General features: G+C 39.9%; 22 protein-coding genes. 6 read left to right on the top strand and 16 right to left on the bottom strand.

All coding sequences use genetic code 11. The features are described 5' to 3' along the window. Position 1: 1 nt before the first annotated feature. Both KTI78_RS11825 and KTI78_RS11820 read right to left on the bottom strand, forming a co-directional pair. The gene (locus KTI78_RS11825) at positions 2 to 403 is read right to left on the bottom strand and encodes an NUDIX hydrolase (RefSeq protein ID WP_057074644.1); all 402 of its coding nucleotides are present in this window, start codon (positions 401 to 403) and stop codon (positions 2 to 4) included. A 14-nt stretch (positions 404 to 417) separates the two neighbouring features. Beyond that, positions 418 to 999, bottom strand: a complete 582-nt coding sequence (locus tag KTI78_RS11820; RefSeq protein ID WP_025470442.1) for a TIGR00730 family Rossman fold protein — start codon at positions 997 to 999, stop codon at positions 418 to 420. A 158-nt stretch (positions 1,000 to 1,157) separates the two neighbouring features. Here KTI78_RS11820 and KTI78_RS11815 point away from each other — a divergent pair, with 158 nt between their 5' ends. Beyond that, a complete protein-coding gene (locus tag KTI78_RS11815; RefSeq protein ID WP_016142961.1) occupies positions 1,158 to 2,171 on the top strand; it encodes a magnesium and cobalt transport protein CorA in 1,014 nt (337 codons plus the stop codon). A gap of 72 nt (positions 2,172 to 2,243) precedes the next feature. On the opposite strand, the gene KTI78_RS11810 is transcribed toward KTI78_RS11815, so the two are convergent. From KTI78_RS11810 to dxs, 9 genes are all read right to left on the bottom strand, one after another. Then, positions 2,244 to 2,531, bottom strand: a complete 288-nt coding sequence (locus KTI78_RS11810; protein WP_016142960.1) for a lipid asymmetry maintenance protein MlaB — start codon at positions 2,529 to 2,531, stop codon at positions 2,244 to 2,246. A gap of 11 nt (positions 2,532 to 2,542) precedes the next feature. Further along, complete coding sequence (locus tag KTI78_RS11805) at positions 2,543 to 3,184, bottom strand: phospholipid-binding protein MlaC (RefSeq protein ID WP_016142959.1); 642 nt, start codon at positions 3,182 to 3,184, stop codon at positions 2,543 to 2,545. Between the two features lie 26 nt (positions 3,185 to 3,210). Beyond that, positions 3,211 to 3,894: an outer membrane lipid asymmetry maintenance protein MlaD gene (locus KTI78_RS11800; RefSeq protein WP_014207762.1), complete on the bottom strand. Its 684-nt coding sequence runs from the start codon at positions 3,892 to 3,894 to the stop codon at positions 3,211 to 3,213. Next, positions 3,894 to 4,670, bottom strand: a complete 777-nt coding sequence (gene mlaE / locus KTI78_RS11795; RefSeq protein ID WP_016142958.1) for a lipid asymmetry maintenance ABC transporter permease subunit MlaE — start codon at positions 4,668 to 4,670, stop codon at positions 3,894 to 3,896. The genes KTI78_RS11800 and mlaE overlap by 1 nt, the downstream gene beginning before the upstream one ends. Beyond that, a complete protein-coding gene (locus tag KTI78_RS11790) occupies positions 4,667 to 5,485 on the bottom strand; it encodes an ABC transporter ATP-binding protein (RefSeq protein WP_239967817.1) in 819 nt (272 codons plus the stop codon). Before KTI78_RS11790 ends, mlaE begins: the two co-directional genes overlap by 4 nt. 90 nt (positions 5,486 to 5,575) lie before the next feature. Next, complete coding sequence (locus KTI78_RS11785; RefSeq protein WP_016142956.1) at positions 5,576 to 5,785, bottom strand: hypothetical protein; 210 nt, start codon at positions 5,783 to 5,785, stop codon at positions 5,576 to 5,578. A gap of 106 nt (positions 5,786 to 5,891) precedes the next feature. Continuing rightward, positions 5,892 to 7,754, bottom strand: coding sequence for a DEAD/DEAH box helicase (locus KTI78_RS11780; protein ID WP_016143582.1), 1,863 nt, complete (start codon positions 7,752 to 7,754; stop codon positions 5,892 to 5,894). 406 nt (positions 7,755 to 8,160) lie between these two features. Further along, on the bottom strand, positions 8,161 to 8,991 hold the full coding sequence (locus tag KTI78_RS11775; protein ID WP_005078362.1) for an inositol monophosphatase family protein: 831 nt from the start codon (positions 8,989 to 8,991) through the stop codon (positions 8,161 to 8,163). A 121-nt stretch (positions 8,992 to 9,112) separates the two neighbouring features. Then, positions 9,113 to 11,017 (bottom strand): 1-deoxy-D-xylulose-5-phosphate synthase, encoded by a 1,905-nt coding sequence (gene dxs, locus KTI78_RS11770; protein WP_262446206.1) that lies wholly within the window; start codon positions 11,015 to 11,017, stop codon positions 9,113 to 9,115. A gap of 303 nt (positions 11,018 to 11,320) precedes the next feature. Between dxs and ribA the strand changes: the two genes are divergently transcribed. From ribA to aroE, 3 genes are all read left to right on the top strand, one after another. After that, positions 11,321 to 11,923, top strand: a complete 603-nt coding sequence (gene ribA, locus KTI78_RS11765) for a GTP cyclohydrolase II (RefSeq protein WP_262446205.1) — start codon at positions 11,321 to 11,323, stop codon at positions 11,921 to 11,923. Positions 11,924 to 12,049: 126 nt separating this feature from the next. Continuing rightward, positions 12,050 to 13,000, top strand: coding sequence for an oxygen-dependent coproporphyrinogen oxidase (gene hemF / locus KTI78_RS11760; RefSeq protein WP_014207767.1), 951 nt, complete (start codon positions 12,050 to 12,052; stop codon positions 12,998 to 13,000). Positions 13,001 to 13,179: 179 nt separating this feature from the next. Continuing rightward, positions 13,180 to 13,968: a shikimate dehydrogenase gene (gene aroE / locus KTI78_RS11755; protein WP_262446204.1), complete on the top strand. Its 789-nt coding sequence runs from the start codon at positions 13,180 to 13,182 to the stop codon at positions 13,966 to 13,968. A gap of 47 nt (positions 13,969 to 14,015) precedes the next feature. Here aroE and KTI78_RS11750 read toward each other — a convergent pair whose 3' ends face one another. Beyond that, positions 14,016 to 16,349 (bottom strand): hypothetical protein, encoded by a 2,334-nt coding sequence (locus KTI78_RS11750; protein WP_262446203.1) that lies wholly within the window; start codon positions 16,347 to 16,349, stop codon positions 14,016 to 14,018. A 256-nt stretch (positions 16,350 to 16,605) separates the two neighbouring features. Between KTI78_RS11750 and KTI78_RS11745 the strand changes: the two genes are divergently transcribed. Then, entirely contained in the window at positions 16,606 to 18,429 is a 1,824-nt protein-coding gene (locus KTI78_RS11745; RefSeq protein ID WP_262446202.1) for an acyl-CoA dehydrogenase C-terminal domain-containing protein, read from the top strand. A 68-nt stretch (positions 18,430 to 18,497) separates the two neighbouring features. Here the strand turns inward: KTI78_RS11745 and KTI78_RS11740 are convergent, their stop codons facing one another. Beyond that, positions 18,498 to 19,145: a hypothetical protein gene (locus tag KTI78_RS11740; protein ID WP_262446201.1), complete on the bottom strand. Its 648-nt coding sequence runs from the start codon at positions 19,143 to 19,145 to the stop codon at positions 18,498 to 18,500. Positions 19,146 to 19,393: 248 nt separating this feature from the next. Here KTI78_RS11740 and KTI78_RS11735 point away from each other — a divergent pair, with 248 nt between their 5' ends. Continuing rightward, positions 19,394 to 19,648 (top strand): PspC domain-containing protein, encoded by a 255-nt coding sequence (locus tag KTI78_RS11735; RefSeq protein WP_016142948.1) that lies wholly within the window; start codon positions 19,394 to 19,396, stop codon positions 19,646 to 19,648. Positions 19,649 to 19,711: 63 nt separating this feature from the next. On the opposite strand, the gene KTI78_RS11730 is transcribed toward KTI78_RS11735, so the two are convergent. From KTI78_RS11730 to KTI78_RS11720, 3 genes are all read right to left on the bottom strand, one after another. Next, positions 19,712 to 20,812 (bottom strand): HPP family protein, encoded by a 1,101-nt coding sequence (locus tag KTI78_RS11730; RefSeq protein ID WP_262446200.1) that lies wholly within the window; start codon positions 20,810 to 20,812, stop codon positions 19,712 to 19,714. 132 nt (positions 20,813 to 20,944) lie between these two features. Beyond that, on the bottom strand, positions 20,945 to 21,742 hold the full coding sequence (locus KTI78_RS11725) for a TIGR03915 family putative DNA repair protein (protein ID WP_239967827.1): 798 nt from the start codon (positions 21,740 to 21,742) through the stop codon (positions 20,945 to 20,947). A gap of 2 nt (positions 21,743 to 21,744) precedes the next feature. Beyond that, positions 21,745 to 23,007 carry a putative DNA modification/repair radical SAM protein gene (locus KTI78_RS11720; protein ID WP_262446199.1) on the bottom strand — a complete coding sequence of 421 codons (1,263 nt, stop codon included), beginning with the start codon at positions 23,005 to 23,007 and terminating at the stop codon, positions 21,745 to 21,747. Positions 23,008 to 23,134: the final 127 nt, after the last annotated feature.

The raw sequence follows: 23,134 nt of genomic DNA, 5'->3' as shown, positions 1-23,134 counted from the left end.
GCTATTGCACTGTAGATAAATACTCTTCACACCAAGGAATGACAATTTCTTTGGTCAATGGTGCAAGTTGAGTTTCCGAATCATTTAAATCTATCCACTTCATTTCAGCAATTTCAGCTGCAATTTTAGGTGCTTGATCGAGCTGAACTAGATATAAATGGCTCACTAAAATATGATCTGGCTCATTGGCAGCTGCAGTTTCGAAATGGCCAATAAATTGCTCAATCACACAAGAGCTACCTACTTCCTCTAAAATTTCTCGCTGCATGGTGATCTCTGGTGCCTCATTGGGTTCCAGCTTGCCACCTACTTGCATAAAAGCTTGAGTATTTTGCTTTCTTACGAGCAATAACTGATTTTGCTCATTTAAGATCACTGCGGCAGCGACCGTGATTGTTTTCACCTATTTAACCTCGTTTATGGTTGAACGTCTGCATTTGTCCATTTTGGAGCAGGAGCCTGATATTGCTCAAACTGTTGAAGAATATCTTCAATGTTGTCTGATGCGATCAATTTATCAACGAACCGTGCTTGGCTAAATCCATTATCTACCGTTCCTTGGATCATTTTAAGTAAATCTTCATAAAAACCCGCTACATTTAAGAAAGCACATGGCTTTTGATGAATACCTAATTGCGCCCAAGTCCATTGTTCAAAGATTTCTTCCAATGTACCTGCGCCACCCGGCAAAGCAATAAACCCATCTGAAAGATCCGCCATTTTGGTTTTACGCTCATGCATATTTTCGACCACATATAATCTGGTTAAGCCCGGATGAGCTAACTCACGATCGACTAAAGCACGAGGGATCACGCCAATCACTTGTCCACCTGCTTGTAAGGCACTATCGGCAACGACACCCATTAGACCTGAGCGACCACCACCATAAACCAAGGTCTTACCTTGTTTTGCAATAGCCTCGCCTGTAGCTTGGGCAATTTGTTGGAAAATTGGGTTTGAACCAAGAGATGAACCACAGAAAATACAAATTGATTTCATAGTGTAAAAAACCGTTTTATTGAACTGTCATGCTGACAAACTAAACTATCGATAGAGTTTTTTTTTGCAAAATAGCGTATTGGCAAGTGTTTTTCGGCAAATCCTTGTCTAAAATACACCCATCCATTTCCATCAGACTGCGTGAGGAAAAAAGACACATGCTTGAAGCCTTTTATGCCACAGAACGCGGAAGTCTGGAAGATGCCACCATCAATGGTGGATTTGATCTACATCCCGAATTAGTCTGGCTTGATCTTATTGCACCCTCACAAGAAGAGCAACAATGGGTATTAGATGCCTATGACCAAAACTTACCAACACTAAAGTCGCTTGAAGATATTTCATCTTCTGCACGATTTTACCGTGATGATGACGGTATTTTGCATATCAGTACTTATTTTTTAACGAAAAATAAAAATTATCAGGTAGATGGTGACGCAGAAGACTCATCACACATTTTAGCAATGGTGCAAACGGTCGCTTTCATTTTACATAAGGACCGCCTGTTCACGATGCGCGGGGAAAAGTTAGTTGCTTTTCGCGCCTTTCGTGCACGTGCTCGTCGAAATGACTATGACATGGACTATAAAGATCCTACATGGATTTTATTAGGCCTTCTTGAAGCGAAACTCGATGAGCTTGCGGATATCTTAGAAGATATCCACAAAGATTTAGAAAAATACTCCACAGAGGTTCTAAATAACCACCAACGTGAAAAAATTCTAGATCTTGATGACATGATTACACGCCTTGCTCAACAAGAAGATATGCTAGGAAAAGCACAGCTCTGTCTCATTGATTTACGACGTGTGCTCACTTTCTTATCGCGTCCACGAGCATTAGGCAGTCACATCTATGATGCCGACATTCGAGAACTAAGTGAGGATGTGCGCTCACTGGTAGAACATGATGCCTTCTTATTCCAAAAAGTACGATTCTTACTTGATACGACTTCCGGATTCATTAATACCGAACAGAATGACACGATTCGTCGATTCTCGATCTTGCCAAGCATGTTAGCTCCACCTATGCTCATTGCCAGTATTTATGGCATGAACACAGACGTATTACCTTTTGCGCATGGTACGACCAGTTTCTTCGTTGTATTACTCATTATTATGGGTTTCTTTATTGGTCCAATTATTTACTTCCGCTGGAAAAAATGGATCTAAGCTTTGTAATAAAATGCTAATTTCAAGCATAAAAAAGCACCTAAATATAGGTGCTTTTTTATATCTTAAACATCAGATCAGATGCAGATCTTCCTGCAAATGGCAAGCTTGAATGATCTTCAGCATTTTCTCGGGTACATTTTTAAAATGTAAACCAGTATTTTTTGGAGTTTCTCGCAACCATTGAACTAAAACAGCCAATGCCAAGGTACTACCATGTTCAAGCTCAGTTAAATCTACCACTAGAGGGAAGCTTTGCTGCTTCTTTATGATAGCCAAACCTGCTTGATACTGTTGTTCCGCATTTTCAAAATCAATTTTTCCCGAAACAACCAATTGTTGGTTGAGATACTGAACCACTCGTCACCTACTTATTTCTGTTTGTTTTGATTAACAGCTGCGTCTGCATCAGGTTGGAACGTTGCAATTGCTTTATTTAAATCACCGCCATTGCGTTTCACTGTTGCAGCAAACTGATTACGGAACTGTAATCCTAAATCAATACCAGAAACATTGATATTACGGATTTTCCACTGAGTACCTTTGTCAGCTAACTGGAAAGAGACAGGAATTTTTTCACCATTGTGATTAAAGTCCAATGTCACTACAGGGTTTTTACCCGCAGTTGCCTTGTAAGGACGCATGGTATAGCTTTGATTCGTATATTTAGCAAATGCACTGCCGTAATTTTCAATTAATGTATTACGGAAATTCGTTTCAAACTGAGCACGTTGTGCAGCTGTACTATACTGATTCGTCGCATAAGTACCCATCACAATACGAGTGAACGCTTGTGAATCTACATACGGGTCTAAATTCTGACGTACGATCGTTTTCACTAACGCAGGATTGCTTTGTAATTTTGCATGATCTGCTTTTAAACGAGCGATCAAGCCATCAGCAACACGCTTAATAAAATCAGGTGGTGCTTCTGAAGGCGCAGCAAATGCTGTACCTGCAATCATCGTAGACAAAAGACTTGCTGTCAGGGTTTGTTTAAACAACGTATTCACCTGGAACTACTCCTTCAAATAATCTTTTACTCAACAAATGATGTTTGTGCACTATCATTATTAGTGCTTGCAGGAGTACCTGCATCTGTTGAGGCTGAACCAGCGGCAACTTTACCTGCACCACCGCCAGTAATAAATTTACTAATTAAATCTTCTAAATCCATGGTTCCTTGAGTATTTGAAATCACATCGCCACGTTTAAGATAGTTTAAGCCACCACCCGGAACGACTTTCAAATATTTCTCACCCAATAAACCATTCGTTGCTACCATTATATAAGCATCTTCATCAATACTTGTGATGGAGTTCATGTTACTGGTCAGTTGCTGTTCCATTGCTTTTTGTTGCTCTGGAGAAGCTTGCGTGTAGTCAGAACTATAACGGAGTTCATCTAAAGCATTTTTTTGAACTTCTTTTAGCTGTTCAGCATTAAAACTTGTCAACTTCCCATCTAAATCAAATGTTACGGTAGCTAAACGCGTAACTGGATCAAGAGTAATTGAATCAACACGACCAATTGTGACACCGCTCATCGTTACTTTAGCACGAGGCTTTAAACCATTGACGTTATCAAACTGAGCCTTCATGGTATAACTATCATTTAAGTTAGTACCCACAAGGCCACTAACTTTCATGGCTAAAAAGAACAAGGCAATACCGAAGATAATAACAAAGATACCTACGGCCAGCTCACTACTACGTGATTTCATTAAATCCCTCCGAACATGACCGCAGTCAACACGAAATCAAAACCTAAAACACATAATGAAGAATATACAACTGTTCTCGTCATTGCAGTTGCGATTCCTTCTGGAGTCGGATCACACGCATATCCTTGATATACCGCAATCCATGTACATAACAAAGCAAACACAATACTTTTGATAATGCCATTTACGACATCATGCCCAAATTGCACGTTGTTTTGCATTCCGCTCCAGAATGAGCCTTCATCGACGCCAAGAAAATCGACACCTACCATTTTACCGCCCACAATACCAATCGCAGCAAAAATGACAGTTAGCATGGGTAAACTGACCACTCCCGCCCAAAGACGTGGTGATACGATTTGTTTTAATGGGTCAACCCCAATCATTTCCATGCTGGCAAGTTGTTCACTTTGCTTCATTGAACCAATTTCTGCTGTTAATGCAGAACCTGCTCGACCAGCAAATAATAAAGCAGCAACCACTGGTGCCAATTCACGCAGCAATGTTAAAGACACCATAGTGCCTAGCATTGATTCACTGCCGACGTTCACTAAAATTGAATATCCTTGCAAACCAAGTACCAAACCAATGAATAGGCCTGACACAGTAATAATTAACAAAGACATCACCCCTACCCGATGCATTTGGTAAATAAATCGCCCAAAACCACCAGATGAAGGAAAAGAAAAAATAATTTGTAAGAGCATTAGTGCCGCAACACCAATCCCTCGAATCCGCTCAATAACGAGTCTACCTAACCAGGCAATCGTATTCATGGACGAACCTCGTTATCTAAATAGGCTTGATGACTAAATTGGTATTCAACCGGTCCTTCTGCCGAACCTGTTAAGAATTGGCGTACAAATGGAGAAGCATATGCTTGTAACTCTTCTGGCGTTCCTTCCCCTTGAATTTTCCCTTCTGCTACAACGTAAATGTAGTCAGCAATAGAAAGGGTTTCAGGAACGTCATGCGAAACAATAATTGTGGTTAAATCTAAAGCTTCTCGCAATGAACGAATTAAACGTGTCAACACACCTTTTACAATCGGATCTTGCCCCGCAAAAGGTTCATCGTACATGATTAAATCAGGGTCAAGCGCGATTGCGCGTGCTAAAGCGACACGACGATTCATACCACCTGAAAGTTCTGTTGGCATTAACTGTTCAGAACCACGCAAACCTACCGATTCAAGTTTTAATGCAACCAGTTCAGCAATTAGATTTTCAGGAAGCTTGGTGTGGGCTCGAATTGGAAATGCCACATTTTCATAGACGGACATATCCGTAAATAAAGCACCGCTCTGGAATAACATTCCCATACGTGCGCGGGCTGAAAAAAGTTCCTGACGAGACATTTTGGCAATATCTTTACCGTCGAGCAAAACTTCGCCCTGATCAGGAACTAACTGTCCACCGATCAGACGTAATAATGTTGTTTTACCTGTACCAGAAGGTCCCATAATGGCCGTAATCTGGCCTCGACGTATATTTAAACTAATATTGTCATAAATGACGCGTTCCCCTCGATTAAAACTCAAATTTTTCACTTCAATAAGTGGTTGAGCCGAGAGAGGAGTTTTATTATTCATAATGGCAATCGTTCCTGCACTTTTATGCACGCATACTATAACACTGAAAATTAGCAAACTTGTTGTTATTTTGACACAAGCAAAGCTAACTTATTTGATCGAAATAGAAGAGGTATGTTCGTAAAAAGAAGTTAATTCAGAAATTTGAAACTGCTCAATAGAAGTCCCAGTTATAAAAGCATAGGCAAAATAAACCCCATTACACAAAACGAGTGCAATAAAAAGATAAGGCAAACCGTGCTGAACCAATAAGTTCTTCAACTGCGCCATTATTGTTTCTTTTCGTTTAATTTGACTCATTATTTAATAAAAAATTGAACTAATTCACACTTTGTTATTTTATAACAAAACTGAAAAATAAGAAAGGCCAGTATAAATACTGGCCTTTCTTTAAATAACTACTTGATTAACGGTCGAATTTACGACGCGGTTTATCATCAAAACTACGACGTGGACGATCTTCACCACCGAAGCTACGTTTTGGACGATCTTCGCCACCAAACGCTGGACGCTCACCACGTGGTTTATCATCAAAGCTACGACGTGGTTTATCGTTGAAGCCGCCTTCGCGACGTGGACGATCTGAGTTGAACTCACGACGTGGACGATCTTCGCCACCAAATGATGGACGTTCGCCACGAGGTTTATCATCAAAGCTACGACGTGGACGATCTTCACCACCGAAACTACGTTTTGGACGGTCACCAAAACCATTTTCACGACGCGGTTTGTAATCTACACGGTTACCACGGTTGTCATCATTTGAGTCAAAACGCGGTTTATCGTTGAAACCACCTTCACGACGCGGACGATCTGAGTTGAACTCACGACGTGGACGATCTTCAAAACCACCTTCACGACGTGGGCGATCTGAATTGAACTCGCGACGTGGACGATCTTCACCACCGAATGGGCGTTCACCACGTGGTTTGTCATCGAAGCTACGACGTGGACGGTCATCACGACCACCTTCACGGCGTTTGAAGTTGCTTTCGCCTTCAAAACGACGACCACCGCCAAAACCGCCACCACGACGACCATCACGACCGCCATTGCCGCCACGACCACGACCACCGCCATCACGACCTGAACGAGCAGGAGGTGGAGATGGCTCTAAGCCTTCAATTTCAGAAACACTTAAACGTGCATCTAAATAGTCTTCAAGCGCACGGATTTTACCGCGTTCACGATAAGTCGCTAAAGTAATTGCTTGACCCGTACGACCAGCACGACCTGTACGACCGATACGGTGTACATAGTCTTCGTGTTTCATTGGTAAACCGAAGTTAATTACGTGAGAAATTGTCGGTACGTCAAGACCACGTGCAGCAACGTCTGTTGCTACCAAGATTTTTGCACGACCTTCACGAATACTACGTAAACGACGGTTACGAACTGTTTGTGGCATTGCACCATGAAGTGCAACTACAGAGTGACCTGCTTCTGCAAGTTCCTCAGCCAACATATCTGTATCTTCTTGAGTGCTCGCGAATACAACCGCTTGATCAAGAGTTTCATCAGCCAACCAGTGAGTCAGAAGTTTCTTCTTATGTTCGAAACCGTCTGTCCAGTGTAAAGTTTGGGTGATGTCAGTGTTTGTGCTGTGACCTGTTTCAATTGCAATACGCTCAGGCTCATTCATCATGCGCTCAGCAAGACGAATAATACGGTCAGCGAAAGTTGCAGAGAACATTAATGTTTGACGACGGTTACCAGCTAAATCACTGATCGCTTCTAAATCTTCTGAGAAGCCGAGGTCTAACATACGGTCAGCTTCGTCAACAATTAAAGCTTCAACTTTATCTAACTTTAATTGACGACGGTTAACTAAGTCTAATAAACGGCCAGGTGTCGCAACGATAACTTGCGCACCTTTAAGCTGTTGGATTTGTTTACCAAAAGGCATACCACCCATGATTGCAGCAATACGAACACCTTTCATGTGACGTACAAAAGCAATCGCATCTTGGCTAACTTGTTGAGCCAATTCACGTGTTGGGCATAAAACTAAAATATTAGGTTGGGTCACAGCTTTCATGCGTTCTTTGAACGGAACAAAAGTTTCTTGACCAGCTAAATTATGTAATGTCGGTAATAAAAATGCCGCAGTTTTACCAGAACCAGTCTGGCTAGATACTAGAAGGTCTTTTCCTTCTAAAGCTGCAGGAATAGATTGTTCTTGCACAGGAGTCGGGGTAGTAAAACCTAAACCTTCAAGCGCTTGTTGTAAGGTTTCATGCAAAGAAAATTCGGCAAAAGTTTTGCTCATAGAGAGTTTCACCCTAGTGGGTGCTCCATTTTTAATAAATACAAAATAGACATCGGCACAAAGCGGCAAAGCAAAGTTAGCTGAAACGTTTTTTCAGCAGCAATCCGAGTAACGACGATGTGGACTAAACGCACGCTTGATTACGGCCGAACCTGAAGAATCGCTGAGCGATCGGGGCGCAAGAAATGGTCCTCTCTATGGACAGCGTGCGCTTACAATGAATAGAACAGAATGTTCAGGTAATGAACGGAAATTTAAGTGCGTGGGCGGATTATAGCAGAAAGAAATTAAAAGTCATGTGTTTTAATCAACTTTCTTCATATTTATTGAACTCAGTAATATTTACCCATGGCTTAAAAAAATAAAACCCTCTGATAATAGAGGGTTTTATTTATAAATAATTAAATTATTTTGCGGCTTGAGCCCAAGCTGGAACTACAGTTTGCATTAAAGGTTTTAGCATTTTGAGTGAACTTGCAAGCACTTGACCATTTTCAAGAGATTCATTACCACCGCGTGCATCAACCACTACACCGCCTGCTTCTTTAATAATAAGCTCACCAGCAGCGATATCCCATGGTTTTAAACCAAGCTCAAAGAAACCATCAAAACGACCAGCAGCCACATATGCTAAATCTAGGGCAGCTGAACCACCACGACGAATTTGTGCGCCTGCTTGAGTAACAGCTAATAATGAAGCAAAGTGTTGTTCTGCATAAGATACGATCTCACCAGCACGTTTAGCACGGTAAGGATGGCCTACTGCCAAGAATGTATTTTCTAAAGTATCTTTTACATTTACACGAATACGGCGTTGGTTCATCACCGCGCCGCGACCGCGACTTGCAGAGAATAATTCGTCACGTACTGGGTCGTAGATTACGCCGTGCTGAGTAACGCCTTTATGCTGAACTGCAATAGAAATACAGAAATGAGGGAAACCATTAATAAAGTTTTGCGTGCCATCAAGTGGGTCGATTACCCAGCACCAGTCTGCATCGTGGCCTTTGCCTTCTTGCAAACCGAACTCTTCACCTAAGAAGCTATGGTTTTTATAACTTTTACGTAATGTATCAATCGTCAATTGTTCCAAATAACGATCTACACGTGTTACCGGGCCATCAATGCCTTTCTCTTCAACTTGCAAATCGAGTTTATGACGATTTTGATGCGCTTTTAAAAGCTCTTGACCAACTGTTTGAGCCGCACGCGCAGCCATAACCACCATAGGTTCCATTGAACACCCACTACAATACAAATTTGAAGATTTTGACAAAGAATAATGCATAAAAGCGCATACATTTTAGCAAATGAATGCGCTTTAGGGGAAAAAATGTTTCAAAAATTTTATTAAAGGCTTAAACCACCTGATTTAGCTTAAGCCAAGCTCGCTCAATTGAGCTCAAAATACCTTTAGCATCTAACCCACAATCTTGTAGCATTTGACCGTGTGACGCCTGTTGTAAGAACAAATCTGGCAGGCCTAAATTAATAATAGGTTTCACAATTTGTTCTTGTGCCATGAACTCATTTACCGCACTGCCCGCACCACCCATAATTGCGTGTTCTTCGACAGTGACAAATAAATGTGTGTGTTCAGTCAACTCACGAATAATTTTTTCATCAAGTGGTTTCACAAAACGCATATTTACAACGCGCACACCGACATCGTGTTTTTGTGCAAATTGCTCAGCAGCTTCTATGGCAACCATAACGCGGCTACCAAATGCTAAAATCGTAATCTGCTCATCACAAGCAGGTTTAATTTCAGCAACGATTTCGGCTTTACCTAATTCAATAGCAGTTAACTCTTGCTGAATTTCCACCCCTACCCCTGCACCACGTGGGTAACGTACTGCCGCTGGTCCATTATAGGCATAGGCAGTATGTAGCATTTGACGACATTCATTTTCATCTTTTGGCGCCATGATGACCATGTTCGGGACTGTACGCATGTATGCATAATCATATGCACCTGCATGTGTTGGTCCATCTTCACCCACCAAACCAGCACGGTCAATACCGAAAGTTACATCAAGATTTTGTAATGCAACATCATGAATAAGTTGGTCATAACCACGCTGTAAGAATGTTGAATAGATCGCAACGACAGGTTTTAACCCTTCACACGCCATTCCCGCTGCAAGTGTTACTGCATGCTGTTCAGCGATGGCAACATCGAAGAAGCGCTTTGGAAATTCTTTAGCAAACTTAACCATGCCTGAGCCTTCGCACATAGCTGGAGTAATCGCTAATAAACGTTCATCTTGTGCAGCCTCGTCACACAACCATTGACCAAATACATCTGAATATTTTGGCGGTGTTTTACCCGCTGAAGTCGCATTAACTTTACTAATTGCATGGTAGGTAATTGGGTCAGCTTCTGCCGGGGTAAAGCCCTTACCTTTTTTAGTATAAACGTGGACTAAGCGTGGACCTTTACGTTTTTTTAATGCATTAAATACTTGAACAAGTTGATTTACATCATGCCCATCGAAAGGACCGAAGTAATCGAAACCAATAGCTTTAAATAAATTATCGGCCGCATCTGTTGCCGATTGATGTAAACGAGAGTTGTACGTCCATTTCGGATGTGGCTGTACATACGCCTCACCATGTTCATCGACATTGACTAAATGGCCTTTTTCCCAAATTGCAGCTAAATGCTTAGCAAAGCCACCTGTGCTACAAGAAATCGACATGTCATTGTCATTAAGTACAACAATTAAATCAGCGTCATGTGCGACAGCATCGTTCATGGCTTCAAATGCCATACCTGCCGTCATTGCACCATCACCAACAATACATACCACATCACATGGGTCGTTTTGATAGCGACGCGCTAAAGACATTCCTAAACCTGCTGAAATTGCAGTGGATGAATGCCCTACACCAAAGGTATCAAAAACTGATTCTTCTCTAGCTGGAAATGCTGCTAAACCGTTTTTAGCACGGATGGTTGTCATTTGCTCACGACGACCAGTCAGGACTTTGTGCGGATACGCCTGATGTCCTACATCCCAAACTAATCGGTCATTTGGAGTATTAAAGCAATAATGCAGCGCAACCGTCAGCTCAACCACGCCGAGGTTAGCACCGAAATGGCCACCACTCTGGCCTGCTGCATATAAAATATATTGACGCAACTCATCAGCCACTTGAACCAATTGGCTATGCTCGAGCTGACGTAATTGTTGAGGATGATCAATTGCATCTAACAATGGCGTAACAGGGCGTTGAGTTGGAATTTCGGTATACAACATATGTGGCAAAGCCTTTATAAGCCTGGCAAATCCTAAGCTGGGTCAAAATGGGTCGATCATACAATCGAATGAAGTCACCTTCAATCAGCCACATTTGCGAACGAGGTCATGCAAAGCAGTCTCTCATACAGTATGGGTATGGTTGGCAGATTATCCTGAATAATCTGACTATTTATCAACTATTATCGTCTTCTTTATACAAAAAAGAAAACCTTAGTGCTCAAAATGATTATGACAATTCGACCAATCTCCCAGCATTACGCTATACTTTAAACCGTTTTCGGTTAAAAGATGAGTTAATCTGTGCCTATAGAGTTCATTGCAACATCAAAACTCCCGACTGCTTTTGGTGAATTCAATATTTCTGTGTTTCAAGATCCAGTATCAGGTGAAGAACATGTGGCACTTTCTAAAGGGTTAGAAAATCCACCCACAGGCCCTGTTTTAGTACGTGTTCATTCAGAATGCTTAACAGGTGATGCTTTTGCGTCATTAAAATGTGACTGCGGCCCTCAATTACAGGCAACTCAAAAGCTCATCAACGAAGCAGGTCAAGGCGTTATTTTATATTTACGCCAAGAAGGCCGTGGTATTGGGCTCACAAATAAAATTCGTGCCTATGCCTTGCAAGATCAAGGTCATGACACGGTAGATGCAAATTTACTTTTAAATTTACCCGCCGATGCACGCCGTTACGACATGTGCAGCATTATACTCGACCACTTAAAAGTAAAAGAAGTTAAGTTAATTACTAACAATCCTTTGAAAATTCAGGCACTCAAGGACCAAGGTATTAATGTGGTTGGTCGTGTTCCATTAACCGTTGGACGTAACCCTTTTAATGAACAATATTTAAAAACTAAACGTGAACGTATGGATCATCTTTATCAAAAAGATGATTTCTAAAAAAATTATAAATTTAAAAATAATTAGAAGGGATTTTTAAGACATTTCTTAAAAATCCCTTACTTTTTTTATGGTTTTGTGTTTTGATGTAGCTATCTCCTATCTCAATCATCTTTGAGGGTCACTATGCAGCATCCGACTTCAACAGATATTCAACGTGTCCGCGAATTTCTCCTCGATTTACAAGCCCGTATATGTGCTGGTTTAGAACAACAAGAAAAAGCTGGCGGCGGTACGAGTGAATTTATTATTGATGATTGGGAACGTCCAGAAGGTGGTGGTGGTCGTTCACGAGTTTTGCAAAATGGCACCGTGATTGAAAAAGGTGGTGTGATGTTTTCTCACATCAATATTAGTAAACTGCCCGCTTCTGCTACAGAAAGACATCCTCAAATTGCTGGTGCTAAAGCTCAAGCGCTTGGTGTGTCACTGGTGATTCATCCTAAAAACCCCAATATTCCAACTTCTCATGCCAATGTACGTTTATTTGTTGCAGAACGTGAAGGTCAAGATCCGATTTGGTGGTTTGGTGGTGGTTTTGACTTAACACCGTTCTATCCAGATGAACAAGATGTTATCGATTGGCATCAAGCCGCATACGACCTATGTCAACCTTTTGGAGACAATGTCTATGCTGAACATAAAAAATGGTGTGATGACTACTTCTATTTAAAACATCGTGATGAACAGCGCGGCGTCGGTGGTTTATTCTTTGATGATTTAAATTGCTGGGATTTCGAAACCTGCTTTAAATATATCCAAGCTGTAGGCAATGGTTATTTAAATGCCATTCTGCCAATTTTTGAAAAACACCGTGAACAGCCTTACACCGAAGCTCAAAGAGAGTTCCAGCTCTACCGTCGTGGTAGATATGTCGAATATAACTTAGTCTACGACCGCGGAACATTGTTTGGCTTACAAACAGGTGGACGTATCGAATCTATTTTAGTCAGCCTCCCTAACCTTGCAGGTTGGTCGTATCGTCCAGAATGGGATGAAGATTCACCAGAGAAACGTTTAACTGACTATTACTTAAAACCACGTGACTGGTTAAATCTAAAAGAAAAAGTCGCTTAATTTTTTGCTTTTTGGAGATTCTTTGGCTTCCACCCTAGAGAATCTCCTTTTTTATTTTCAATTTTCTGAACCTCATTCAAATATTTTTTCTTATTCCAATTTGGCTTATAGTGAGGCCTGCTGAAAATTCAGTACAGACTTTATCTGCCTCATGCCATTTTAAAATTTTGGATATAAGAATGACCAAACAGTTTGCAGTAATTGGCAACCCAATCGAACAATCACGCTCTCCTGAATTGCATCATGCTTTCGCTCAAAAAACTGGTGTTGACCTAGACTACCAAAAACGTCTTGCACCTCTTGATGGTTTTGAATCGAGTATGCGTAGTTTCTTTGAAAATGGCGGAAGTGGCATGAATGTTACCGTACCATTTAAAGAACAGGCTTTTGCTTTGTGTGATGTGCTGACTGAACGAGCTCAAATTGCCAAAGCCGTAAATACACTATGGATGGAAAATGGCAAATTACATGGTGACAATACAGATGGCCAAGGCTTAGTTGCCGCAATTCAAGCTTTAGATTGGAAGCTAGAAAATACTACTATTTTAATTTTAGGTGCTGGTGGTGCAACTCGTGGTGTTATTTACCCGCTTGTACAGGCTGGCGCTAAAAAGATTGTGATTGCAAACCGGACGCTTGCTCGCGCTGAACAACTTGTAGACGACTTAAAAACAGCAGTCCCGCAAGCTCAATTACAAGCAATTTCTCTAAATGAGTTAGCAGGGAAATTTGATATTGTCATTAATGCAACTTCTGCAAGTTTGTCTGGTGACGCTTTACAACTACCGGAAAATTTAGACTTCAAATATGCCTATGAAATGGCTTATGGCAAGCCATCTAGCTTTCTTGATCAAGCTAAACAACGCAACGTACCTTATGCAGAAGGATTTGGCATGTTAGTCGGTCAAGCCATTGAAGCCTTTTATATCTGGAATGGCGTAAAACCAGAATTAAAAGATTTTCTATAAATCAAAAAAAAGAACCTACATCAGTAGGTTCTTTTTTTGCTCATCTTTTATTTTTTCGCTGTAACCATCTGCTTATAAACTTTTCGGAAAATCTCATAATCAATAAATTCGTTATGTCCAGGTTTTAAATTCTGAATTGTTTTTTCCGTAAGTTGCTGTTTACGTGCAGCGACATAGACCTTACCTAAAATATCTGCCGTTTGTGACAACAATTGTTTTTCTTCAGCAGAAGCACCATTTTGTTGTTCAAATTCTAATTGATACTGTTTTGAGAAAAGCTGCTCTGGTTGCTTATATTGTTTCTGTAGCTTTTGCCATGCTTCACGCCCAGCTTCACCTTGTATTGTTGTGATTACAATATGGTCCACAGCTCGACCTAAGTCATTATCAAATTGATCTTCTTGCTCAAGATGATGTTTTTTCTGTAAGGCTTCTATACGTTCTAAAGCTTTACCTTGAGGATTATAAGTTTCTTCTTCAGAGAACCAGTAAGCATAAACCTCGGCAATTTCTTGTAACTGTTGAACTGAGTAATAATTAATATATGACGGTTTTTCAGCAGTCAATTTTGCTATAAACACAGCCTTATATGTTTTGTCATAAGCATGCGTTGCATCATAAGTTTGGTTAGCCAACAGCGCCAGACCTGAATCTAAATCTTGTACATCGCTATGTGAGCCAACTGGATGTTCAGAAACATCACTCTGCCCAAGTTTTTCACTAAACCCTTTTATGAAGTTTTCAAATAAAGAACCTTTGCTCGCTTCTGCAACTGATTTCGCTTGTTTAAGTTGCTGCTGATTAATTGAGGTCGCTTTACCATAATTTAAAATTTGCATGTCTGCTTTAATATTAAAGCGATGATTAAATTCAGATGGTGTATAGGCAATATCATAATCTGCGTTGACTAAACGGCCTTTTTCATCCAGTCCTACATCAATCGTAATTGGATTTTTTTGTTTTGGTAAAGCTTGTTCAATTTCTGCCTTATGTTTGATCCATAGTGCTTTAAATGCTTCATCATCAACAAACCGGTTTTGATCATAAGCAGCGAAAGTTTGTTTTAGAGCAGCTCGATGCGCTTTAATCTGAGTTTTTTCAGTATTTACAGCGCTCTGGTCAAGCACATCAATACCGTAAATTTGACAGTAATTGATATCGCCTAAGGCAACTGGTTTTTTTAGAGACTGTAATTCAACACACTGGTCTTGTGTAAGTGTAGCTACTACCTCGCCTTGTTCATCGTCTGCTACAGCAGCATCCTCAGCTTGAGCTGAATCAGAAGCTTCCTCGGCTGCTGCGACATCTTGAGCTGCATTGGCTTGATCTTCGTCATCTTCTTCAGAAGCCAATGTATTGCCAAAATGAGCATTAATAAGTGAATAAAGTTGCTGGCTAACTGCTGCTGCATCTTCAGAAGAAACTTTTTGCCCCTCAGCATTACCCTCTTTACTCTTCGCTTCCGAAGCAGCTAAATCAGTTGCTATAGTTTCGGCAACCTTTTCTTCATCAAAACCGAAAACATTTTTTTGCAGATATTTTTCATTAACCTGCCCATAGAGTTCCGATTGCAGCAATAATGCTTCAACCGTATCTTTTAAACGAATTTTCTCGACAATGCCCGCTTTACGCTCAGCATCACTAACCGATAAACGCTGTAAATTTTGTGGTTCGGCCAAACGATATGATACCGCACCAGAAGCTTTCGCATATTCAACGAATTTCTTCATATCCACGTTTGTAAATAGGTTTTTATATTTTGAAAAATCGACATACGCCAAGTTATTTTGATTATCTTTATTGACCAGATAAGGCATTAATCCGAAATAATTGACGTAAAATTTATAATCCTTCAGATCAAGTACCATTGGCAATTTTGCCTGTACTAAAAGCGTCGGTTTTTCATATCTTGCCGTGAGATTTAAAGACCCCATTTTTTGACGATAATGAACCGAACCATCGTAGCTAAATTGAAGATCATTTAATAAATTAATTAATACGGCGTTTATTTTTTCTGAGCGTGATTCACCAGATACACCTAAATCCGCTTGCTCATTTGCAATTGCGGCATAAAGCGCCTGCTTCTGTTTTTTATTCAAATTAATTTTTTGTTCACGTAAATATTGATCTACTTTCTTTTGCACTACAGCATCTAACTCTACTGTTTTTTCTTCATTATTTATTTTCTTTGACTGATTTGAATCAACATTAATTTTAAAATGCCCACGGTAGTCATAGCTTGGGTATTCATACATTGCATTCATACCCTGAATGACTTTTTGATCTAACTGAATAGATGCTACTGATGGACGTAGGTTATGCTGCGCACAAGCGGTCAAACCCAAACTAAATAAACATAAACTGAGATATTTTAAATGCATAACCTTTTTTAAAACCTTATTGCTTTATCTTTTTAGCGAATCTTGCTAAAAATAAAAAAATAGTTGTTTTTTCACATAAAAGTATAAGTCCTGAATGTAGCAGAAAATATAATTTCAGGTGTATTTATTTTCGACAAAATTCGCTTTTCTGACATTTCTTTCGGATGTGATTATCATTGTATTTTTATCATGCGAGTGAATAATCAAATCATCGATTCAGATAATCCCACAATGATTCAAAATTAGGATTAAAGCCATGCCAGCATATAAAGCTCCGCTACACGATATCCGCTTCTTAATGAATGAAGTATTAGATTACCCTGCTCACTATAAAACTTTATCAAATGGTGAAAATGCAGATCCAGATACAGTTGATATGATTCTTGAAGGTGCGGCAGATTATTGTGAAAACGTATTGTCGCCACTTAACCAATCTGGTGATGAGGAAGGTTGCCATTTTGACAACGGCGAAGTAACTACTCCTAAAGGCTTTAAAGAAGCTTATGACCAATTTGTAATGGGCGGTTGGCAAGGTCTTTCTTATCCAGAAGAATTTGGTGGTCAAGGCCTTCCAATGTCTTTAAATCTGATTAAATCAGAGATGATGGGTACTGCAAACTGGTCATTTACCATGTATCCCGGTTTAAGTTCTGGTTGTATGAATACTATTTTGCAATTCGGTACTGATGAGCAAAAACAAACCTATATGCCTAAGCTGGTTGAAGGAACTTGGAGCGGCACAATGTGCTTAACCGAACCTCAATGTGGTACAGACTTAGGTCAGGTAAAAACTAAAGCTGAACCTCAAGCAGATGGTACTTATAAAATTACTGGTACGAAAATCTTCATTTCTGCCGGTGAACATGACCTAACTGAAAATATCATTCATATCGTACTTGCACGCCTTCCAGATGCACCGGCTGGTACTCGCGGTATCTCATTATTCATCGTACCAAAATTCATCCCTACAGCTGATAATGGTGTTGGTGAACGTAACAAAGTTACTTGTGGTTCAATCGAACATAAAATGGGGATCCGTGCCTCTGCAACTGCGGTACTCAACTTTGATAATGCCACTGGTTATTTAATCGGTGAAGTTAACAAAGGCCTACATGCAATGTTTACCTTCATGAATACAGCACGTATTGGTACTGCTGTTCAAGGTATTGCACACGCTGAGTTATCTTTCCAAGGTGCATTACCATATGCCAAAGATCGTATGTCAATGCGTGCGCTTTCTGGTAAAAAAGATCCAGATAAAGTTGCTGATGCAATCATTCACCATGCAGACGTACGTCGTATGCTGTTAACTCAAAAAGCAATCGCTGAAGGCGGTCGCTCAATGATTTACTATGCTGCTCAAATCGCTGACAAAATGACAGATGCTTTAGCACGTGGTGACCAAGCTGCTTATGAAGACTATGATGATAAACTTGGTTTCTATACGCCGATTTTAAAAGGTTTCTTAACTGAACTTGGTTTAGAAGCTGCTAACCACGGTATGCAAGTTTACGGCGGCCATGGCTACATTAAAGAATGGGGTATGGAGCAAATTGCGCGTGATGCACGTATTGCGACTTTGTATGAAGGAACAACTGGCGTTCAAGCACTCGACTTGATCGGTCGTAAAGTGTTGTTAAGTTCAAAAGGTAAAGTGGTTCGTGAATACACTGCTGAAATCTTAAAATTCTGTGCTGCACATGCACGTAATAAGTATTTACGTCGTTTTGCTTGGGACTTAACTAAGCTTTGTGCTCAGTGGAATACTTTAACCGTTCGTATCATGCTTGCTGCACGTAAAGACCGCGACATCGTATCTTCTGCTTCTGTAGATTTCTTGATGTTCTCAGGCTACGTTATGATGGCTTATTTCTGGGCTCAACAAGCTGTGGTGGCTTCTGAGAAATTAGAAGCGGGTAATGGCCAAGAAACTGCTGAATTCTATAAAGCAAAAATCAAAGTTGCTGATTTCTATTTTGACCGTTTATTGCCACGTGCTCAAGGCCATGCAGAATCGATGGTGACTACATCTCGTACATTAACCTCATTACCAGTTGAACACTTTAGCTTTGACTACTAATGATTTTTAATTAGTGAAATGAAAAAGAGCGCAATTTATATTGCGCTCTTTTTATATCAAACGGATATCTATTCTTTAGTCAAAACATACGCCCGATTTGGAACAAAATAATTTTGCTCTAAAAATTCACGATTTTTTCCATAGTCACTATAAAGTAATTTTTCTAAATTCGTAACCAATCTTTTATTTGCATCCAGATTAAAATAAAAATTAACTTTAGATAACGGACATTGAATCGTTAACTCATGCTCTTTTTCATCCACTTTCCAATTTAGAGTAGGACATAACTGATTTACAGCAGCACTTTTAGACCCATCTTTACTCCCCACCCGACCAAAATGGACAACATTCCAATAAGCAGTCCCATTTGGTAATAAATTTAAAATGTACTCCGCTTCACCCGATTCACAATCAGCAAAAGCGTCTTCACATGAAATACGAGTGTGATATCGCCCGACATATTGCAATGAAGCTGCGTTTAATTTTTGGGTTTGATCTGAGGTATCTTCAGGTAAGAAAGTTCGACCAGCAACATAATCTAATGTTTTTATAGATGCGCTACTTTTTATTAAATTTTCTTCATGATTAGAATTAGAGCTTGCAGTAGAGTGATCTTTTGAGTTGGTATGGTTTATATCGCAAGCACTTAGCGTCATGCACATTGCAGCCACTACAACCAAATGCTTAACTGAAAACCTAGACCACTTCAAAGACATATACATTATTCACAGATAACAGCAACAGCTACGTTTATACTCAATTCAGGCACTAGCTGATTGCTGCTTTAAACCTTTAAGCCCTGAAAAGGTGCATTTTAGTAGATGTTGGTTTCCTTCATTTCAATCCTTTACATATTTTAACTATTTTACTTTTTAAACGACTTTAAACCCTTAATTTCGTCACCATATTTCTATTAAGCAAGAGCAATAGCTTCTTGTAATTTTTTATCTTTAAGGAGAATTAGATGGCCAGTTCTGGTTTATATCGCTCGAACCGACACAGCATGATCGCCGGTGTAATGGGTGGTATTGCTGAACGTTTTGGTTGGAACGTAACTTTACTACGCATCATTTTTGTTTTGATTTCAGTTATGAGTGCTGCCTTTCCAGGAATTTTAGTTTATCTGGTTTTATGGTTAGTCATTCCGAAAAAACAGCCAGAACATATTGAAGGCTATCGACAATCCGTCCGAACAGTAAATGAAGAACAAGTACGTTAATTTATAACTTTGGTCGCTACGGTTGCATCCCCTAATCAACCGTAGCTTTTTTTATTCTGAAAATTATAGCTTTCGATTTAACTGTTGCTGTAACGCAGCAATCATATCTGCGCGGCTAATCATTCCTATAAGTTTGCGATCTTCAACCACAGGAATATAGTTAAATGACTTTTCAACAAAGTACGGCACTAAATCTTGAATAGGTTGAGTTGGTAGTACCGTGACCACTCGACGACTCATAATTTGTTTTACGTAGTGCTGCCAAGAGTTTCTTGGGTCTGCTGCCCCCTTAAACCATTCTACGACTTCATATAACGCTAAAGTGCCTACCAAATGGTTCTCTGCATTGACTACTGGCAGGCTCATTAGGTTCACTTGTTTAAACTTATCTAATGCCTGATGAATATCATCATCTTCATGTAATTTAATCACATCGCGACTCATAATATCTTGACAGACATATTGATTGACCATGCGCTCATTAGCATGCTCTTGCGCTTCTAAAATGATTTTTTCTAAGTCGTATTGGCTAATATCTAAAAGTTCAGTGTGATGATCTAAGGCGTACTCAATATCTTTTGGTTGAATCGATACCTTTTGCGTAGGCGTTGGATCTTTACTGCGCTCATTCAAATGCGCAGTCACCGGATAGTGTCGCCCAATTAATCGGTTAAAAAATACGGCAAAACCTAATAGAAGTAACGAGTTGAGCAAAACTGGATAAAAAACGAAATAAAAGCCTAACTTATGAATGGCTGCTCCACCTAACACGGCCGTAATCGCAACCGCTCCACTCGGTGGATGTAAAGAGTCAGTAGTCATCATTAAAAAAATGGCAAAACCCACCGCAACACTAAAGGCCGTTGTTAAGTCAGAAATCCACTGTGCACAAGCAACGCCAATAATTCCGGCTAAAGTATTACCGACAATCACATTCCATGGTTGAGCCAAGGGACTGGTCGGCACAGCAAACAATAAAACAGATGAGGCACCCATTGGAGCGATGTACCATGCATTAATCCCCCCTAGAACATACCAGCTAATTACGGAAGAAATTGCTAAACCACACAACGCTCCAATACCGCAAAGTAACCGTTCTTTTAAAGGTAAAACCTTAAAATTTGGTTTTAAAATCTGTAACCATTGTCGCTGTATAACACTCACAGTACACCTTTAGGGATATGCCGTCATTTATAACGGGCAAAAGTATACGCCCAAAGCCACATAAAATGCATTTAAATTATATCTTTGAATAATAAGAAAACCTGCTGAACTATTTTTTATGATTTTAAAACTTTAATATTCCATCAATTTTTCATTTAAATAACGCCAGTAGCGTTTAGGTAAATATTGCACATGGAGCTTTATATTTTGGCGTTCAGTAATATTCACGCTCTTAAAATAATCTTTCCACAGCTGGTCATATAAAACTTCCTGCTCATCAAGCTCAAGCTGAAAGCTTTGACTCATTCCATTTTTTAAATTACGGTCAACTTCAGGAGCCTCGAGTGAAACTTCATGTATTTCTTGTAAATCATAGTATAGCCCGAACTTACGTTTCTCATCATAAATCAGCCAACGCTGATCTTGGTAACGCCGTTTAAAATGGGGCTGAATAAGCGGCAAAACATTAAAATCGGGACGTACCAAACTTAAAAAAAGCTCATCTTTGGTTTTCTTAAAACGAATAAAAGCTTCCATTCGATGCTTCTCTCGTCCGACCTTTTTCGTCCACTGTGCAATCGCTAAAACACTAGGATTTGAATAATCTTTTTCTATGGAAATATGACTAGTAAACACATAAATACAGTAATTAAATAAATGTTGATAGGCATCTAAAGATTCAGATAAAGAGGCAAAATAGAATTGTTTTAATGAAGAAGATGAAAGCTTTTTTTGCAAGGCAGACCAAACACGCTCGGCATGTTGTTCGTTATTTGAAACCTCAATTTTATCAGCAAATAAGCCATGTTGAGCCGCATCACTTAAACAGAGTCTGACCTGTAACTCTTTAAATTGAAATGCACGAAACACACAGCTCAGCAGCCCAACCATTGAACCATCAAAATAGTAAGCTACTTCATCATTAAACATGACTAAAACCCAAGGCTTAATTGTGGTGAGAGTTGCTGCACATATTTCGAGGAACCCTGCGTTAAAATCTGCTGCCGAATAAAACTTGAAGATAACTCTTTTTGGAATTTTGGACTGTCTTCACAGCGAATAAAGAATTTTGCTCGCTGATAGGCCACACCGAGTTTTTTAAGTAAATCGATATGGATTTTTCCAAAACGGCGAGCTTGCACAATTTTCTTCGCCGATTTCACACCAATGCCTGGTACACGCAAAATCATCTGATAATCGGCACGGTTTAAATCTACTGGAAACTGTTCGGGATGCCTCAAAGCCCAGCTTAATTTCGGGTCTACATCAAGGTCTAAGTTTGGGAATTTTTCATTGACGATTTCATTGACTTCAAAACCGTAAAAACGCATCAGCCAATCACTTTGGTAAAGTCGGTTTTCCCGCAGTAATGGGGGTGCCGACCCCACTGCTGGCAAGTAATTATTTTCGGTATTAATTGGGATATAACCCGAAAAATAGACGCGTTTAAGTTTAAATTCTTTATAGTGCTTGTCTGCCATAAACAAGATATCTTGGTCTGACTCTTGATGAGCACCCACTACCATTTGCGTAGTCTGCCCTGCCGGTACATATTTCGGCACATGCTTAATGATTTGTCTCTCATCTTTAAGCTGAATGAGTCGGTCACGGACCAAACCTAAATCTTTTTGCACTTCCTCATGTGATTTTTCTGGTGCAAAAGTTTTTAGGCCAACCTCGGTTGGCATCTCTAAATTAATACTCATCCGGTCAGCATATAAACCTGCCTCATGGATCAGTTCAGGCGATGCTCCCGGAATCGTTTTTAGGTGAATATAGCCATTAAAGTTTTCTTCAAGACGTAACTTCTTCACCACTTGAAGCATGCGTTCCATCGTATGATCGGCCGATTTAAAAATGCCTGAGCTTAAAAACAAGCCTTCAATATAATTACGGCGGTAAAAATTAATGGTTAAATCTACAACCTCTTGTACCGTAAATGCTGCACGCTGGACGTCGTTAGAACGACGTGAAACGCAATAGGCGCAATCAAAAATACACACATTACTAAATAGAATTTTTAAGAGAGATACACAGCGGCCATCTTCAGTATAGCTATGGCAAATGCCCGAATGACTGGCATCACCCAGACCTTTATCTTTATTTTTACGGTCACTGCCACTTGATGAACAAGACACATCATATTTAGCAGCATCAGCAAGAATCTGTAGTTTTTCTCGAATGCGATCAGACATATCAAACGACTCATTTATGGCATCGTTTAAAAAATATCATTTCGCATGCGTAAATTTAATCCAGTGAAATACGCTCAGCGTCATGAGGTGACGTTGAAATGAGAATAATTTTTAATCATTTAGTCAC

This window comes from Acinetobacter sp. WU_MDCI_Abxe161 (assembly GCF_025514355.1).
Taxonomy (GTDB): Bacteria; Pseudomonadota; Gammaproteobacteria; order Pseudomonadales; family Moraxellaceae; genus Acinetobacter; species Acinetobacter pittii_E.
The sequence above is the reverse complement of the archived record's forward strand: the minus strand, read 5'-3'. Positions and strand labels throughout refer to the sequence as shown.

What these genes read in the sequence shown, in the direction of transcription:
- mlaE (WP_016142958.1), bottom strand. Translation starts at nt 4,670, where the DNA reads ATGAATACGATTGCCTGGTTAGGTAGACTCGTTATTGAGCGGATTCGA.
- aroE (WP_262446204.1), top strand. Translation starts at nt 13,180, where the DNA reads ATGACCAAACAGTTTGCAGTAATTGGCAACCCAATCGAACAATCACGC.
- KTI78_RS11745 (WP_262446202.1), top strand. Translation starts at nt 16,606, where the DNA reads ATGCCAGCATATAAAGCTCCGCTACACGATATCCGCTTCTTAATGAAT.
- KTI78_RS11725 (WP_239967827.1), bottom strand. Translation starts at nt 21,742, where the DNA reads ATGTTTAATGATGAAGTAGCTTACTATTTTGATGGTTCAATGGTTGGG.
- KTI78_RS11735 (WP_016142948.1), top strand. Translation starts at nt 19,394, where the DNA reads ATGGCCAGTTCTGGTTTATATCGCTCGAACCGACACAGCATGATCGCC.
- KTI78_RS11815 (WP_016142961.1), top strand. Translation starts at nt 1,158, where the DNA reads ATGCTTGAAGCCTTTTATGCCACAGAACGCGGAAGTCTGGAAGATGCC.
- KTI78_RS11720 (WP_262446199.1), bottom strand. Translation starts at nt 23,007, where the DNA reads ATGTCTGATCGCATTCGAGAAAAACTACAGATTCTTGCTGATGCTGCT.
- KTI78_RS11785 (WP_016142956.1), bottom strand. Translation starts at nt 5,785, where the DNA reads ATGAGTCAAATTAAACGAAAAGAAACAATAATGGCGCAGTTGAAGAAC.
- KTI78_RS11790 (WP_239967817.1), bottom strand. Translation starts at nt 5,485, where the DNA reads ATGAATAATAAAACTCCTCTCTCGGCTCAACCACTTATTGAAGTGAAA.
- KTI78_RS11800 (WP_014207762.1), bottom strand. Translation starts at nt 3,894, where the DNA reads ATGAAATCACGTAGTAGTGAGCTGGCCGTAGGTATCTTTGTTATTATC.
- dxs (WP_262446206.1), bottom strand. Translation starts at nt 11,017, where the DNA reads ATGTTGTATACCGAAATTCCAACTCAACGCCCTGTTACGCCATTGTTA.
- KTI78_RS11740 (WP_262446201.1), bottom strand. Translation starts at nt 19,145, where the DNA reads ATGTCTTTGAAGTGGTCTAGGTTTTCAGTTAAGCATTTGGTTGTAGTG.
- KTI78_RS11780 (WP_016143582.1), bottom strand. Translation starts at nt 7,754, where the DNA reads ATGAGCAAAACTTTTGCCGAATTTTCTTTGCATGAAACCTTACAACAA.
- KTI78_RS11775 (WP_005078362.1), bottom strand. Translation starts at nt 8,991, where the DNA reads ATGGAACCTATGGTGGTTATGGCTGCGCGTGCGGCTCAAACAGTTGGT.
- KTI78_RS11820 (WP_025470442.1), bottom strand. Translation starts at nt 999, where the DNA reads ATGAAATCAATTTGTATTTTCTGTGGTTCATCTCTTGGTTCAAACCCA.
- KTI78_RS11750 (WP_262446203.1), bottom strand. Translation starts at nt 16,349, where the DNA reads ATGCATTTAAAATATCTCAGTTTATGTTTATTTAGTTTGGGTTTGACC.
- hemF (WP_014207767.1), top strand. Translation starts at nt 12,050, where the DNA reads ATGCAGCATCCGACTTCAACAGATATTCAACGTGTCCGCGAATTTCTC.